We start from the raw sequence: 16,798 nt of genomic DNA on the forward strand, positions 1-16,798 counted from the left end.
AAGCGTCCCTCGGGACGCTCTTTTCTTGCGATTACATGCCTCTTACATTAAGCATATTGTCGCGAATTCGCTGGGTCACTTTTTTCAAGTGGGCCTTTTCCTGTTGTTCGATGAGTTTTAATTCCTTCGGCGCAAAGCGAGGCACGATGTCTTGGAGTTCCCGCACGATTTCCACGGTTTCCCGCTCGATGCGCTCGACCAATTCAAAAACATCCATCTTGTCGCGGATTTTCTTCGCCTTTTCCACGAGCTCTTCCGGTTTCGACAAAAGACTTCGCTCGAAGCGAAGGCGGAAGTAGTCGTAGTCGTCTTTTTCTACGACCCAGCCGCCGTCGGCTTCGGCCTGCTTCGCCAAATTCAAATACACATCGTGGTGGCGATCTTCCTCTTTTGCCATCAATTCAAAAAACAGATCGCCGAAATTTGCCTCTTCGGCAAGGTAGCGATAGACTTTCGCCACCTCCAGTTCATTTTTGGCCAACAATTCCAAAATGGCCTTTCCGTCTACTCTCTCACTCATAGTACCCTCCTCTTTTTCCTATCAGATGTATCACGACTATTGTACAACATCGTGGATAAAAAGACTATTCTTTAGCCGCGTGAATATGTGAAAAATAAAAATAGGATCATGTACTTGCAAAGGCGAGGCAAAGTTGTTATAATACCATTATTGCATCGAGATGTGGCGCAGTTTGGTAGCGTACATGTCTGGGGGACATGGGGTCGCAGGTTCAAATCCTGTCATCTCGACCAATTGTGATAACGGCTGATTACGTTTAAAGGCGTAAATCAGCCGTTTTTTCATTTTCCTTCACTGTCCGACGCCATCTCTTTGTTGGGCGTTGATCCCCATTTCCCGACTTCGATCCCGATTTTTTGCATGTGACGAAGAAAAATCATCCATTCCATTATGGACAAGATGCTTTTATCTTTCCAGTAGAGGATAGAAGAAAAAAGGGCTGTGCTTCGGAGGTAGAAGTGTGGCAGAGCCCGAAACTTGGCTTGTGATGTATAGCGAAAAAAGGGAGAGTGAACATTGGAAAAAACGTTGCGAGAGATTTTGTTATCCCTTATATCAAAATCGCCATACAATATCAATGAATACTTTGCAATCGAATTTGCAGACGATTATGAACGACTGGAAAAAAATAGAGAGAACAAACCGATCTTGGAGTTTCTGAACGAATCATTTATGGACATCGGTGTTGAATATGATGCTTCTTCAAGAATTGATGAAATAATAAACGACACATTAAGAAAAGCAATTCGGATGTGTGACGACGAGTAGAGAGTCTACATCAACCTAATAGAGCAAAAGCATGAGGTGAATGATGGCGTATTTAATAAACTATTGGGGTAAAACCATTAGGCTGGTGGACGTTGATGATGGCGAGTGGATCGGCTTTGTGGAGGGCTATACGGATTCCAATAATAATCCAGAGGGAGAAGAAAGCATCGATGTGAGTGTGGGAAATCATCTTATTCTATTTTTTCCGGATGAAATTAAGTCCATCGATGTATTGGAGAAATCCTCGCCATCGACCAATCGTGCTTGACGTGCAATTTTTGCATGCCTTCTTTATAAGGAGGCATTTTTTATTCTAAGAGAAGATATAGTAATCGAAGAATTTTCGAGAAAGGAACAAATTAATTTCGATTAATATTATCAACTATACCGTTCGCGCGAAAAAATCGATCATAATGATTCGCATCCAATGAAAGACTTGTTTTATTTTCAATAAAGTAAAAAGCCCCTTGACGTGGAATAGTTAGAAGCTTATAATCCTAACTGGACGATAATGGTTATCGTTCCCAAGAATAGTTTAGCGGTCCACCATAGGAGGTTTTGGATGCAGAAGAAGACGATTAGCTTGCTGTTAGCGGCGACGATGATTTTTTCATCGGCAGAAAGCGCCCTGGCAGCAGCTGTTGACGGCACTAAAGAGGCGACGGTACATAAGAAAGCACCGCAAGCCAGTGCCATTGTAAAAAATTTTGAAGCGTCACAGAAAAATGTGGCAGTGAAGAACGAGAAATTTTCCTACATCGTAGAATTTTCACAGGAAGCGATGCGTGCTCCGGTGAAGGAAAAATTAAAAAAGATGAAAGATGTGAAAATCCTTTACGATTACCACATCCTTTTTAATGCGGTTTCCGTGGAGACCTATCCCGAACAGGCGGAAGTTATCCGAACCTTGCAGGGGGTCAAGAGCGTCGAGCGTTGTGGAACCCTCGAGCCTTTAATGGAAAACGCGCGCAAAGTCGTCAAAGTGGATAAAGCCACCGATTACTTAAAGGCCATTAATGCGACCAATTCCGAAATCGGGAAACATTACGACGGCCGCGGCATGCTCATCGCCAACATCGACACGGGGATGGATTATAAGCACAAGGACATGCGTTTAGATGACGACGCCTTGTCTGCCGCTAAAATACAGGAAAAGAATTTAAAACCTGAGGACAAGCCCTTTTACTTGTCGCCGAAAGTGCCCCGCAGCTTCAACTATTTAAGCGGCGGCACGATTACGAAGGAAATGTATGACGACGGAAGCGATTATCACGACCCCCACGGCATGCACATTTCCGGGATTTTAGCAGCCAACGCCACGAAACAGGATCTTCAGGCTAAAAACGGGATCCGCGGCATTGCCCCCAACGCCCAATTAATGGCATACAAAATGTACTCCGACGCCAGCGACGGCTTTGCCGGCGACGAAACCATGTTCCACGCCTTTGAAGACTGTATCCAACATGGCGCCGACGTTATTTCCATTTCATCGGGCTTTACGGGCACAGGCCTTGTGGGCGAAAAATACTGGCAAGCCATTCGCGGCCTGCGTAAAGCCGACATTCCGGTTTGCGTCGCCACGGGGAACTACGCCACATCCGCATCGGATTCGTCCTGGGATCGCTACAGCAACAATGCCCTTAAAATGACTGACACGGGGAACGTCACCCGTACGGCGGCACACGAAGATGCCATCGCCGTCGCATCGTCGAGAAATACAGTCGTGGAATTTAACGGCGTGAAGATCGGCGGAAAAGATATGCGCTACTCTCAAATCGGCGCCTTCTTCGACAAAAAACACTTCAACCAAAAAGATTACGACTTTATTTACTTAGGTAAATGCCAAGACGCAGACATTGCCGGAAAAGACGTCAAGGGAAAAATCGTCGTCATGGATCGAATTTTCTCAACCGACATGAAATACGCCTTCCAAAAAGTTAAAAACAAAGGCGCCGTCGGCGTAATCGTCGTCAACACCGTAAACTATTACAACCGCGACGACTGGGAAAATGTGCCTGCCATGGGTTACGAACAAGACGAACGTACACAAGTACAAGTCTTCTCCGTATCCGGCTACGACGGACGCGACCTTTGGGACATGATCACCGGCAAACAAACGACTGCCGATGAAAAGCAAAACAAAAAAGGCGATTACCGCATCGACATGAAGTCATTCGATGCCCACAAACCCGCCGTCGGACAGGAAAAGCGCCTCCCCGTCGAATTTTTAAACGACAAAATCAAATGGGGCGACGAAGAAGTGCCGGCAGGTTCCACATCCTGGGGTCCCCGTACCGACCTTCTCTTAAAACCCGACGTATCCGCTCCCGGTAAAAACATTTACTCCACGCTGAATGTCATTAACGGCGTAAGCACCTATCAATACATGAGCGGCACCTCCATGGCGACCCCCGTGGTCTCCGCATCTACCGTATTGATTCGGCCCCGCTTAAAACAAATCGAAAAAGATCCCCTCATTAAAGGATCGGGCATCGACCTCGTATCCTTGACGAAGATCATGCTACAAAATACCGCGCGGCCCATGAAAGACCCGACGACGAAAGATGAACAAAATCAAACGCTGTTTGCATCACCTCGTCAACAAGGGGCAGGCATTATCGACGTGGAAAAAGCGTTGAAGAACAATGTCATCGTGTCCGTAAAAGCCAAAGGCGGCGACGGCCAATCCAACGATTACGGTTCCGCCTCCTTGCGGGAAATTAACGGATCGAAAGATTTCACCATTACCCTTCGAAACATCTCCGATCGCGACTTGACATTTAACGTGTCCGCAAGCCCGGTCACCACCGACGGGGAAACGCCGGTGAAAAAACTGGACGAAGAATACAAAGACGAAAAGAGCCAAGATGGACAAAAAATCGTCGCTGAAATTCACCCGAAAAAAGTAGAGGGCGCCCGCCTAAGCCTCGGCTCCGAAACCATTACCGTTCCCGCCCACAGCAGTTATAATTTGGCGGCGAAAATGGAAACGGGCAAAGCGAACAATCAATTTGTGGAAAGCTTCTTGAGCTTTGAATCCAAAGAAGCCGCTGACAGCAAAAACGAAAACGCACAACCTTCCCTATCCATGCCGGTCATGGGCTTTGCAGGAGACTGGAACAAAGAAACTATTATCGACAAATGGGCGTGGGAAGAAGGATCCAAATCCAAAGGCATCGTCGGCTACGACGACGAAGGTAACTTAAAACGCCCCGGCACCATGAACCGCGGTCGCGGCGGCGAACACGGAATCGACCTCTTTAACCCGGCGGGTGTGATTCAAAACACCGAAGACGGCAACCCGAACTTTGAACAAGATCCTGATTTCTTCTCCTTGAATAACAGCATGGACTTTACGCAACAAACCACAGGCGACAGTAAAATCATCGCCGGCTACACCACCGATAAAATGGTAACGCCTACGCCCCTTATTTTACGCTCCGCCTACGATGCGAAAGTGGCCATCGTCAACCAACAGGAAGAAGCGGGTCAACGGAACCTTAAAGTCCTTTCCGTACAACAATTTATTAAAGGCATTTTAAACTGTAAGAGCAACACGGCAAAGGGCTTGAAAAAGTCCAAAATGAAAGTATTCCCCGAAATGCAATGGGACGGCAAAGTGTATTCACCGAAAGAGATGCAGTTAAATGGAGAATACATTGAACCCGGCCTAACCCCCCTTGCCGAAGGCCAATACTTCTACAAATTCCAATACCGCCTCACGCCGGATTACCCCTATCAAGTGTCCTATATTCCCGTGAAGGTCGACAATACGGCGCCGACGATTCTTTCTGTGGATTGCTCCAATCCCGATGAAATTAAGGTTGTGGCGAAGGATACCTATCACCAAAACCAGGACAAATCGAAGACGTGGTTTAACTACGATCAAAAACAACATCCCGAAGCTTTTAAAGAAGTTTCCAACAAACTTTGGTTCTTAGGCGCATCCTTTGTGGATGAAGACGGCGACTTAATTAAAGAGCCGAACCTAAAAGTTCTCAACAAAGGCTACGACGCCACTACCGGCGAAACCCATTACGTCATTAAAGGCGCCAACAGCGATCTGCAAGGCAAAACCTTGGAACTGGCTGCCCTCGACGGCGCCACCAACTTCTCCGATACCTTCCGCGTGAAATTCGATCAAAAACTTACCGACGGTAAGCTAAAATACAAAGTAAACGCAACGGCAAACAAAGATGAAGAGGACTACAAGGCAGATGACAAGTACGCCATCGACGGCAGCAAGTTGAAGACCGCCGCCCCCCTTGAAGACAAACCGGAAGAAGAAAAACAAGAAGACGACAAAAAGGTCGAAGGCACGCCGGACATCGTCTTGGACAAAGCACATTCCACTATAGGAAAATTAGAAAAAGCCGATTTACGGAAGATGCCGAAACCCAAGACCTATAAAAAGCTCGACTTTGTTTCCGGCGAAGAAATTGACTACACCGACTACGGCGACTACAACAACAAACTGGACGCCGACGGCAACCCCCTCTTCTATGAAAATGGAGATCCTATGGAATACACCGAGGAATCCATGGAGGGTCTGAACAAGAAAGGCTATGTCGGCAAAATCACCCCCGATGAAGACGGCGGCTTCCGCGTATCCGGTACGCTGAAAAATGTATCGAAAAAAGCCAAGCTTTATTACCAATCGGCGTCCATGATAAAAACCGGCAAACGAGCCGAAGTCATGACCTTCAATTACGACGACAAAAACAATACCCTTTCCTTCGATTTCTACGGCAACAAAGACGATGTCAATAACGATAAGGGAACCAACTACGAACGGGATATTAAACTCTTCGTCGTCGATCAACAGGGCGACAGCAAACCCATATTCTTCAGAATGCCCGAAACGAAGAAAAAAGACGAAAAAGCATTCCACCCCGTCGAATCCAAGGTCGGCGGTATTGAAGAACTTAGTAACGGCGATTTAAACAGCAAAGTCTTCGCCGATAAAGACGTTAACGGCAACACCGTCTTTAAAATGCGGGAAGAACTGAAGATCTACAAAGGCTACGCCGTAAAGATCACATCCTTCAACCCGGGTAAAAACGGCTTAAAGCCCTTAAGCTCCGACGTATATTTCTGCGACGCATCCCGTTGCGAACAGGGCGAGGACTTTGGAAAAGACGAAAATGTCCGCTTCAATATTCTCCAAGGCTTTAACCAAATAAACTACAAGGTTTACAAAATTGCCTTAGATGGAGATGGCAACGCGATAAAAGTGAACGGCAAAGTGGAATTGAAAGAAGACAATCTCATTTCCGAAAAAGGCAAATGCGTTTACTTCGATAAAGATGCCGTGCAATTGGATATGGATAAAAACTTCTTCAACCCCACTGCCGACAGCAAACTTTACGTTCGCAAGAGCCCCTTGGTGATGAAAGGCGTCGTCGGCGATAAAGGCGGCTTTAACTGGCACCTGCGCATTAACGAAAGCATCGTCGACGAATACCTGATTTACGGCGACCTAAAGAGCGACAACAGCCGACCCTTTGAAGTGAAGATCCCCTTTGAAGATGGCGATCGCCTGGATTGGGCGGCAAAAGATTACTCCGGAAACGGCATGCCCGGCGACATTAAAGATAAGGATGGCAACATCATTCAACGTGCCCTCACCACCCAATACCATATCTATTTAGATGATGTAAAACCCGAGGTCACCATTTCGAAAGATCAAGGGAAGGGTCAAGCCATTCCCTATGGTAAGGATAAGAAACTGCATGTCGACGTAACGGACAAACGTACCAATGGAGCTCCGGGTGAAATCCAAGAAAGAAAGATCTTCATTAACGACAAAGCTTACATCGCCGACACGAACTTAGAAGAATACGGCGACGCTCCTTATGTGATCAAAGTCGTGGCAAAAGACTACGCACGGAATACGACGGTGAAAATTATGAGCTTCGATCCTGACAAAGACGAACTGGTCAAAAAGGATAATACGATGGTCACCATTCAATTCCATGCCGGCGAAGGCAAAGGCACCATGGAGTCCATTAAAGTCGCCCAAGGGGAAGATTTCGCCTTGCCGGAATGCAAATTGACGGCGCCGAAAGGCAAAGTCTTTGCAGGCTGGCGCGTGGAAGAAGCCAACGCCTTTATGGATGGCGTATCGAGAACACAGGGCAGTGCACCCTCGGCGGAAAAGGAAGACCTTAAAGGTTTACGTCAACCGGGCGAAGTCCTTGACGCAACAAACAGTCTCGACATTACCGCTGTATTTAAATACGCCAAACGTATAGAAAAAATAACTGTAAACTTCGAAAAAGCGGGCGGACAAGGTATGGCACAATCCATGGAAGTGGAAAAAGGCTCTACCATTACCTTGCCGGAAAACGGCTTGAAAGCACCGGCAGGAAAGGAATTTGCCGGCTGGCTCGTATCGGGCACACTTATGCAACCCGGTGTACAAGTCACCATCAACGACAGCATGACCATTACGGCGCAATGGAAAGACACGGAAAGCAACCCCGATCCCGGAACGAAGCCCGATCCCGGAACGAACCCCGATCCCGGAACGAAGCCTGATCCCGGAACGAACCCCGATCCCGGAACGAAGCCTGATCCCGGCACCAAGCCCAACCCCGGCACCAAGCCCGGCCGTGGCGGATCGAGTCATAATTGGTTCCCCTCTACACCGAACCGCGGATCTGCTTCCCAAGATTCTGCCAATGGAAACCAAGCATCGCAAATTAAAGACGATTTCACCGGCCACTGGGCGGAAGCCGTTATACGAGACGCCTTGGCAAAAGGCTACTTCAGCAACATTGCAGGCGACATCGTCTTCAAGCCCGATCTCCCCGTTACACGGGCACAATTTGTCACCGTCCTGGCACGCTACGCCAATGTGGACACAAGCAAATACCAATCCGCGCCATTTAAAGACGTGGATGCAGGTGATTTCACCGCTCCCTACATCGCATGGGCGGCAGAAAACAAAATCGTCCTGGGCGTAGGCGACAATCGCTTTGCACCGAACAAAACACTGGATCGCGCCGAAATGGCGACTATCCTCTATCGATACACCAACACTTTAAATATCCAATTGAAAGAAACAAAACAAGTGCCGCAATACACCGACTTCGACACCATTCCCTCATGGGCACAAGAAGCGGTCATGCACATGAGCCGCTACGAAATCCTACAAGGAAACGAAGACAAAACCTTCGCTCCGAAAGGAAACTTCACCCGCGCTCAACTGGCAAAAGTCATCTATCAATTCGGCCACTAAAATCAAAAGACAGATCGGAAAACCGGTCTGTCTTTTTTGTGCAAATATGCGAAAACTATCTTCTTTTCATCGCCTATGATATAATCGGACTATTCATAGGAAACAAAGGGATTGGGCGCGCTCGATCTTTTTTTCTTGAGAAAAGGGGGATGAGATGACACGTAATTACGACGTGGATGCAATTAAATCCTTAAAATTAGAAATCAATCAAATGGACCCGGTGGATTTGGCGGATCGCTTGCAGGACATGGATCCCGTGTCCGTGGCTTTGTGGCTGAAGCTTTTGGACAAGGACAAGGCGGCGGACACCTTTGCGGAATTAGACGGGGAGACGAAGCGTCAATTAATCGACAGCTACACCGACGATGCCATTCGCACCCTGATTCAGGAGCTGGACGAAGACGAGTTGGTGGATACCTTGCAGGAGCTGCCCGCCAACATGGTGCGCCGGCTTATGGACGAATTCGTCACCGGCGACCGTCGGGTCATCGTCAATAAATTGTTAGGCTATCCGGAAGACAGCGTCGGCGCCATTATGACCGTGGAGTTTGTCTCTGCCAAGGCCTCTTCCGGCATGGAACACATTTATCAGCGGGTCATGACATCCACCTTGGATGGGGACAAGCTGGAGCAAATCTGGATCACCGACGATTCCCTGGTGCTTTTGGGCTACGTCTTTTTAGCCGATGTGCTCCGCAATATGGATCAGCCCGTGGAGGACATACTCAGGCCTCTGCCCCGCACCGTCCTGGCCACGGATGACCAGGAAATCGTCGCGAAGCTCGCCTACCGCTACGACTTGTCGGAAATCCCCGTCACGGACTCCGAGGGGCGCCTCATCGGTACGGTTCCCTTGGAAGATGCCATCGACATTATGCACGAAGAGTACGAAGAGGACTTGTCCAACATCCACGGGGTACAGGACACCTCCGACGAAGATTATTTGGAGCGCTCAAGCTTTGCCATCGCCAAAGACCGCACCACTTGGCTCATTATCTGCCTCATTACGGCCACCATGACGGGCTTTATTATTCAGCGCTACGAGTCTTTGCTGGCATCCAGCGTGGCCCTTGCCGCCTACATTCCCATGCTCATGGACTCCGGCGGAAATGCCGGCACCCAGTCCTCCACCACGGTGATCCGCGCCCTGTACACGGGGAAAGTCCACTTCAGAAATATTTTCTCCGTCATGAGCAAAGAGCTGAAGGTGGGCCTCATTACCGGCTCTATTTTGGTGGCGGTAAACTTTGTCCGCATGACCATTTTAGGCGACCACGATCTATCCATCAGCCTTACCGTATCGGCGACTCTGCTTTTGACGGTGACCTTGTCGAAAATCATCGGCGGCATCCTGCCCTTGATTGCCGACAAAGTCCACGTGGACCCGACGGTTATGGCAGGGCCCATCATCACCACCTTGGTGGACACCTTCGCTCTCTTAATTTACTTCGAAGTGGCCATCCACTTAATCAATCTGTAAAACGCCGGCCTCGGGCCGGTTTTTTATTGCGGGAAAGAAGGGTATATAAAGGGAAAGGAGGTGGGCCATGAGAAAGAAAGTTTTGATCGCCTTGGGTATTCTCTTTGTGGCGGGGGTGGCTTTTGCGGCCTTTTTGTCTTATGCCTTCTCGCCGACGCCGGACTTTCGGCGCAACGAAACGGTGGGCGGCGTGCGCATGGATGCTGTCGTGGCATGGGACGAGCGCAAGCCCATTGTCCGCACCTTTAAAGAAAAAGACTATCTTGCTTTGACGAAAAATCAATTGGCGAAGGTGCAGGATACCATCGGCGGAAAGATCGAAGGGGACATCCCCTGTATCAAATTAAATAAAAAGCCCCGGATCTTTTTCCAATTCGAGAAAAATGAAAAGCCCGTGAAGCCGGAAAAGATAAGCATTAAAATCATCGCCCACGCATCGGACGATGACGATCCTCAAAAGACGCGGATTATCACCGATGAGGTAAAGGACGAAGGGGACTTGGGCTACAGCTACACCACCAAGCGCTACGGCCGCCAATACGAAAAAGACTTTCTGGAATACCTGCAGGTGGAAGCCCATTACACCATCGACGGGGAAAACTACATTTCCACCTTCGGCGCCTTCCAAGGCAATGGGGATGACGGCACGAACTTTTTCGAAAACGAAACATTAAATGCGCCGGTGGAACCGGAATAAAAAAAGGCCCTTCGTGCACTGACCCCCAAAAGTTGGACCAAGAAATCCAACCTTTGGGGGTCTTTTAATGGCAAAATACAGTTATGAATTGAAGAAGGAAATTGTCGAGGAATACTTGTCCGGGAAATCAAGTTACCGTGACTTGGCAATGAAATACCAAATTGAAAATCTGTTCTTAGACTATGGGTGAATAATTACAGACATTTTGGCGATGAAGGGTTAATACGCTCTAGAAATAATCGTGAGTACAGTGTAGAGTTTAAGTTAGAAGCCATCACACGTTACGAAACGAGCGAATGCAGCTATAGCCAACTTGCCCTTGAACTCGGCTGAATCCATCCATGATTGTGAACTGGCGAAAACAGTACCGAGAGAAGGGCATTGAGGGGCTGCGATCACACAACGGAGGGAGACCTGTGACGAAGAAAGACGACCTTAATCAAACACCGAAGTCTTCAACAAAGAAAGTGCCTCGTGATGTATCCACACGGGAGGCATTGAAAAACCGCATCAAAAAATTAGAAGTGGAAAACCGGAAACCCACCATTCAAAAGAAGTTCTGGGAACAGTTAAGGAGTTTGGAGAGGGAAGAAGCAATGAACAAAAGGCGAGGATCGTCGCCAAACTCCGAGAACAATTCCAACTAAGAAAGATTCTTGCCCTCATTTATGTACTGGCAGAAAAAGCGGAGCGAAGCAGATAAGGATCAAGCCTTAAGAGACGAAGTCTTGGCTATTCGGTGCGAACACAAAGACTATGGCTATCGAAGGATCCATCTGGAGCTGAAGAACCGGGGAGGGGTGGTGAGCAAAAAGAAAATTCAACGACTGGTTCAGGTCATGGACCTGTATAATCTTGAAATCATCAGCTACATCCTTTCGATCAACCCAACGGCGTCACCATGCTGCAAGGTTTAGAAGAAGCTATCAAGCGCACCGACACCTGCCCCTACCGCCGCACCTTCCACTCCGATCGCGGTTGGGGTTACCAAATGACCGCCTATCAAGCCATGTTAAAAAACATCTCATCTTTCAAAGCATGTCGAGAAAAGGCAACTACTACGACAACGCACCCATGGAAAACTTCTTCAGTGTACTGAGAAGAGAAATCTACGACGGTCACATCTACCGGAGCCGACAAGAACTCGTGCGTTCCATCGAACGTTTTATCCACTACTACAACAACGATCGAATCAAAGAAAAGTTAGGAGGATTGAGTCCGAAGCAATACCGTGAACAGATGCAATCTGCATAGAACGAATGTTATGTAAAACAAAATCGAGCAAGCGAAATGCTTACTCGATTAAGTCCAACTTTATGGGGTTACTCTACCGTGAAGGGTCTGTTTTTAATATAAAAGTTGATACATGAGAGGGTTAAAATGAAGAGTGTTTTGATTATAGAGGATAATAAAGAGATTGCCTTACAAATGGAAAAGTATTTAGTTAATAATGGTTATGAGGTAGAGATTGCATCATCTTTTTACGAGGCGACCTATAAGATGAATGTAGACATGGACGTGGCACTATTGGACATAAATCTACCAGATAAAGACGGTCAACATTTGATAGAGAGATTAAAAGATAAGGACATAAGAGTTATTGTGACAACAGTTAAAAATGACGAAGATTTTATAGTTTCTGCCCTAGATCAAGGAGCAGACGACTACTTAACTAAACCATTTTCTCTTGCAATATTAAGGGCAAGAATTGATGCAGTTTTAAGGACAATACCTCTAAGTCAAGACAAAATAATTACTTACAAGGATATCAAAATAGATTTAAATGATTCAAAAGTTTATTTTAAAGGTAAGCAAATAGAACTAACTCCACTTGAGTATGAAATCCTAGTCTTATTTACTAAAAATCCTCACCGAGTTTATACAAGAGACCAGCTGTTAGAAAAGTTTTGGGAAGATAGGGATAGGTTTGTAAATGATAATACACTCACATCTACTATTAAGAGAATCAGAGAAAAACTTGATAAGGAAGTTATCACTACTGTCAGAGGAATTGGTTATAGGATGAATTGAGATGTTATATGTATTTTGGATAATAAGTCTGGGACTTCTTTATTATTTTTTAGAATCAAGAAAGAAAAATAGAATAAATGAGTTTATAGATCTGGTAGAAAATATGAAAAATCAGGACTACAAAATTCCTATGAAGCAAGATGATTTTTCAATTTTGGAAGATAAAATTTATAAGCTTTTTATAGAAATAGTAGAAGCCAAAGAGACAAGTAGAAAAAATAGCGAAAAGCAAATCGAATACCTAGAAAACATCGCCCATCAAGTTAAAACTCCTATTACATCTATGCTTTTTTCCATAGAAAATTTGGAGATGGACTTTCCAGCTAATGGAGATATAGAGATTTTAAAAAGACAAACTATTAGATTAAACTCTCTATCAGATATTCTTCTTAAACTATCAAGCCTTGATGCCAACAAAGATCTTATGAAAAAAGAAGAAATTCGTTTAGATGAATTAGTGGCTTATGCTTTAGATAGTTTAGATTTAAGGAGATCTACTAATGTAGAAGTAGCAGAAAGTTTAAAGAAAAATAGTATTTATGGAGATTTTTATTGGCTGGCAGAAGCTCTCATTAATATTGTAAAAAATGCTGATAATAGACCGACTTGTGATAAAATCCTGGTTTCATCATACAAAACCCCCATCTATACATGCTTAATCATTGAAGACAATGGCGGAGGAATTGCAAAAGATAATATCAAAAAAATCTTTAAACGCTTTTATAAAACGCCTGACTCAAATGGTTTTGGCATAGGACTTGCTATGGCAAAGACAATTGTCGAAAAAAACAACGGGGAAATTTCTGTTTCAAATACTGGAAGTGGAGCAAGATTTGAAATAAAATTTTACAATGTCACCTAAAAATCACTTTACTTTAATAAGCTTTCTTTGATAAAAAGGAGGCAAGTATGGAAATATTAAAAGTAGAAAATTTAAGAAAAGAATATGGAGTAGGAAACTCCAAAGTTATTGCTTTAGATGGTGTCAACCTTGAAATTGGAAGAGGCGAATTTGTGGCCATTGTTGGACCAAGTGGGTCTGGCAAATCAACACTTTTACATATCATAGGAGGAGTGGATAGTCCAGATGATGGCAAGATTTATATAGATGGTAACGACATCTCAAAGTATTCTACAAAAGAATTGGCATACTTTAGAAGAAGAAAAGTTGGACTAATTTACCAGTTTTATAATTTGATTCCAAATTTAACAGTTCGTCATAATATAGAACTTCCACTAAAACTAGATAAAAGAAAAACAAATCAAGATGAATTTTCAGATATAGTTAAAAAATTGGGTATAGAAAGTAAACTTAACTCTTTTCCAAGTGAACTATCAGGAGGCCAGCAACAAAGGGTTGCCATAGCAAGGAGTCTTATCTATTCTCCGTCTCTTGTACTCGCCGATGAACCAACGGGAAACCTAGACAGAGAAAATTCGAGAGAAATAATTGAAATTTTAAAATATTTTAACAGGACTTTAAAACAGACAATTATAGTAATCACCCATGATGAGTCTATAGCCCTAGAGGCAGAAAGGGTAATAACAATTGTCGATGGGAAAATAGTGGGAGATGAGGATAATGAATAAGAAGAATCTCTCAATCTCACTTTCACTTTTTATAACTGCAATTTTCTTTACATTTAGTGTTTACTTTGGATATGTAAATAATAAGTTTGATTATGAATATTTTAGGAACAGATCAATTTATGATGCTAAAATTATGCCTGATACAGTTTCTGGTGACTCAAGTAAATTAAAAGAAATAAAAAACATTAAAGAAGTGGGAGAAGTTGCAGTAGAAAATGATTCTGCCAAGCTATCTCAAAATGTCTTAGTGATAAATTATACAGACCAAGCTTTTACCAAGATGTTAGAAGATAATATGTTAAAAGAGGGAAGTTTTGCTACAAAAGATAACGAAATTACCATACCTAAAAGTCTTGCAGAAAAAGAAAATTTAAAAATTGGCGATAAGGTAAAAGTAGAATTTGGGAATAGATTAGTTGATGGAAAAATTATAAAGCCAGTTTCAAGTGTTACTAAGGATGAAGAATTTGCAAGAAAAAATAGCAAAGAATATGTAATAAGTGGTATCACAAGAAATCTTTACAATGAGAATATGAAGATTTTTTATGCTTCTACTGTCATTGGAAAGGATGCAAAGACTAATAGCTTTGTAAGATTTGATAATTTTAGAAAAGCCTATAGTAATAAAGATAATTTAGAAAAAGAAATTGCATCTGCCTTGAATAAAGATAAAGTAGAACTAGAATTTAGCGAAATAATGAAAGATTACTATAATGTTGATGGAAGTCTTTTACAACAAAATAGACAGGTGATTGTAGACTCTATTTTAATATTTGCTACAATACTTATTTTTATATTTTTTGTAAAAAATATTTTTACAGTTTGGGGTCTAAGAAAGATAAGAGAAATTTCAATGTACAAGTCCATTGGTTCAACAGATTACCAAATTTATAAATTGCTTTTAAAAGATGGATTAAAAATTTCGCTTCTACCAATAGTTATGGGACATGTTTTCGGATATGGAGGAATCAACCTCCTCAATCTTGGTATTCAAAGGATTGTAGAGGAAGAGGAAAAGTACAAGTATATAGAATTTTCGCCAAGGCTTTCACTTGTAGTTTTGTTAATTTGCTTTTTTATAATTTTAATAGCAATACTTGCTCCAGCTAAAAAAATCGCAAAGGTAAATATAATTGATGGTATAAAGGGCAATTTTAATGACAAAAATATAAAACTAAAGAAGAATAAAAATATTTGGAAGGAATTAAAGATAAATAATTTAAAAACTATTTCCTCTCAGAGATATATTTCTGCAATTGGAATGATAATTGTATCAATTTTTTTGATAGTTTTCTCTATGGCAAAGTACAATAGGGTGAAAAATACTTACACTTACAATACGAATATTAATATATCAATTCATTCAAATGAAGCTGAAGTTCCAAATGTCTTAAAGGATATAATGAAGACTACAGAAAATGACAGAGCCTTTCTTTCAACTGAAAAATATATTTCTCTTAGTAAGGAGCAAAATTATTCAGATGAGTTTAGGTCTCTTGATTTAGATGGAAAAATGCGTAAATATTATGATAATGGCGAAGATTTTTATCTCGATGGATTTATAACTGCTTTAGATGATCAAACTTTTGAAAAAATAGGAGGTAAAAAGGGAGAAGTTTTGCTATTAAATAAGGTCCAAGTAAATCCAAATGCACCAATTGATGGATCAGAAACAACAAAATATTTTAAAAATATGGATATTTTAAATTACTCTATAACAGAAGAGAAAAATTACAATTATTCAATCAAAGTAGATAGGTTAATTGATAACACAAAGGACTTTAGGCAAAGAAGACTACCTTTTTATGTGAATTTATATGTTGACTTTGACACATACTTTAAACTTTTAGAAGAATGGAATAAATTTTATTTAAAAAACAACAATGACTTGAGAAGAAACACCTACGAACTCTCAATGAAAGTTGATGAAAATAAGTTAGACGATATAAAGAATGAAGTTAAAGAGAGATTAGATTCTTCCATTGCCTACAATGAAACTTATAATTTAACTACAAGCAAAGATGTAGAAGCAAATCGCATGAAAGACGTAAAAACTTTTGGACTTATGATAATTTTTATTGCAAGCATAATTTTTATTTTAAATATAACTAATGGATATTCTTCTATTAATTTAAGTTTAATGGCAAGGAAAAAAGAAATTGGATCTTTAGTGTCTTGTGGAATAGATGAGGAAGAACTGAAAAACAAATATACAAGAGATTTTATATTAGAAGAAATTAAATCACTGGCAATAGTTTTAATAGTAAGTTTTGCTGCTTTATTTGTAATTGCAAAAATATCTCCAACATTGGATATGAAAATTTTGTTGTCTTATTTTGAATATAAATATTTCCTTGCTTTTGGGATTTTGATTTATGGTATAAATATTTTAATTTACAAGACAACTTTACAAAATATTTTAAAGATCGATCCCATTGATTTGATAAGAGGATTTGACTAGGAGGGACT

Annotated in this window: 13 protein-coding genes and 1 tRNA gene; 13 read left to right on the forward strand and 1 reads right to left on the reverse strand. The window is 42.8% G+C overall.

The features are described 5' to 3' along the window. Positions 1-31 precede the first annotated feature (31 nt). On the reverse strand, positions 32-520 hold the full coding sequence (locus WKT05_RS08590) for a hypothetical protein (RefSeq protein ID WP_340413745.1): 489 nt from the start codon (positions 518-520) through the stop codon (positions 32-34). A 156-nt stretch (positions 521-676) separates the two neighbouring features. Here WKT05_RS08590 and WKT05_RS08595 point away from each other — a divergent pair. From WKT05_RS08595 to WKT05_RS08655, 13 genes are all read left to right on the forward strand, one after another. Next, positions 677-753, forward strand: a tRNA-Pro gene (locus tag WKT05_RS08595). Between the two features lie 283 nt (positions 754-1,036). Further along, on the forward strand, positions 1,037-1,288 hold the full coding sequence (locus WKT05_RS08600) for a hypothetical protein (protein WP_215508065.1): 252 nt from the start codon (positions 1,037-1,039) through the stop codon (positions 1,286-1,288). Between the two features lie 40 nt (positions 1,289-1,328). Beyond that, positions 1,329-1,556, forward strand: coding sequence for a hypothetical protein (locus WKT05_RS08605; protein ID WP_340413746.1), 228 nt, complete (start codon positions 1,329-1,331; stop codon positions 1,554-1,556). Between the two features lie 294 nt (positions 1,557-1,850). Next, entirely contained in the window at positions 1,851-8,531 is a 6,681-nt protein-coding gene (locus WKT05_RS08610) for a S8 family serine peptidase (protein WP_340413747.1), read from the forward strand. Positions 8,532-8,685: 154 nt separating this feature from the next. Beyond that, positions 8,686-10,011: a magnesium transporter gene (gene mgtE, locus WKT05_RS08615; RefSeq protein ID WP_340413748.1), complete on the forward strand. Its 1,326-nt coding sequence runs from the start codon at positions 8,686-8,688 to the stop codon at positions 10,009-10,011. Positions 10,012-10,078: 67 nt separating this feature from the next. Continuing rightward, positions 10,079-10,708, forward strand: coding sequence for a hypothetical protein (locus WKT05_RS08620; protein WP_340413749.1), 630 nt, complete (start codon positions 10,079-10,081; stop codon positions 10,706-10,708). Positions 10,709-11,124: 416 nt separating this feature from the next. Continuing rightward, the gene (locus WKT05_RS08625) at positions 11,125-11,355 is read left to right on the forward strand and encodes a hypothetical protein (RefSeq protein WP_340413750.1); all 231 of its coding nucleotides are present in this window, start codon (positions 11,125-11,127) and stop codon (positions 11,353-11,355) included. Positions 11,356-11,364: 9 nt separating this feature from the next. After that, positions 11,365-11,625 carry an IS3 family transposase gene (locus WKT05_RS08630; protein ID WP_340413751.1) on the forward strand — a complete coding sequence of 87 codons (261 nt, stop codon included), beginning with the start codon at positions 11,365-11,367 and terminating at the stop codon, positions 11,623-11,625. Between the two features lie 61 nt (positions 11,626-11,686). Next, the gene (locus WKT05_RS08635; protein WP_340413752.1) at positions 11,687-11,962 is read left to right on the forward strand and encodes an IS3 family transposase; all 276 of its coding nucleotides are present in this window, start codon (positions 11,687-11,689) and stop codon (positions 11,960-11,962) included. A 126-nt stretch (positions 11,963-12,088) separates the two neighbouring features. After that, entirely contained in the window at positions 12,089-12,739 is a 651-nt protein-coding gene (locus tag WKT05_RS08640; RefSeq protein ID WP_340413753.1) for a response regulator transcription factor, read from the forward strand. Position 12,740: 1 nt separating this feature from the next. After that, positions 12,741-13,601 carry a sensor histidine kinase gene (locus WKT05_RS08645; RefSeq protein WP_340413754.1) on the forward strand — a complete coding sequence of 287 codons (861 nt, stop codon included), beginning with the start codon at positions 12,741-12,743 and terminating at the stop codon, positions 13,599-13,601. A 47-nt stretch (positions 13,602-13,648) separates the two neighbouring features. Next, on the forward strand, positions 13,649-14,329 hold the full coding sequence (locus WKT05_RS08650) for an ABC transporter ATP-binding protein (RefSeq protein ID WP_340413755.1): 681 nt from the start codon (positions 13,649-13,651) through the stop codon (positions 14,327-14,329). After that, entirely contained in the window at positions 14,322-16,790 is a 2,469-nt protein-coding gene (locus tag WKT05_RS08655) for an ABC transporter permease (RefSeq protein WP_340413756.1), read from the forward strand. The genes WKT05_RS08650 and WKT05_RS08655 overlap by 8 nt, the downstream gene beginning before the upstream one ends. Positions 16,791-16,798 lie beyond the last annotated feature (8 nt).

It is taken from the genome of Peptoniphilus sp. HCN-40583 (genome assembly GCF_037892835.1).
Taxonomy (GTDB): domain Bacteria; phylum Bacillota; class Clostridia; order Tissierellales; family Peptoniphilaceae; genus Aedoeadaptatus; species Aedoeadaptatus rachelemmaiella.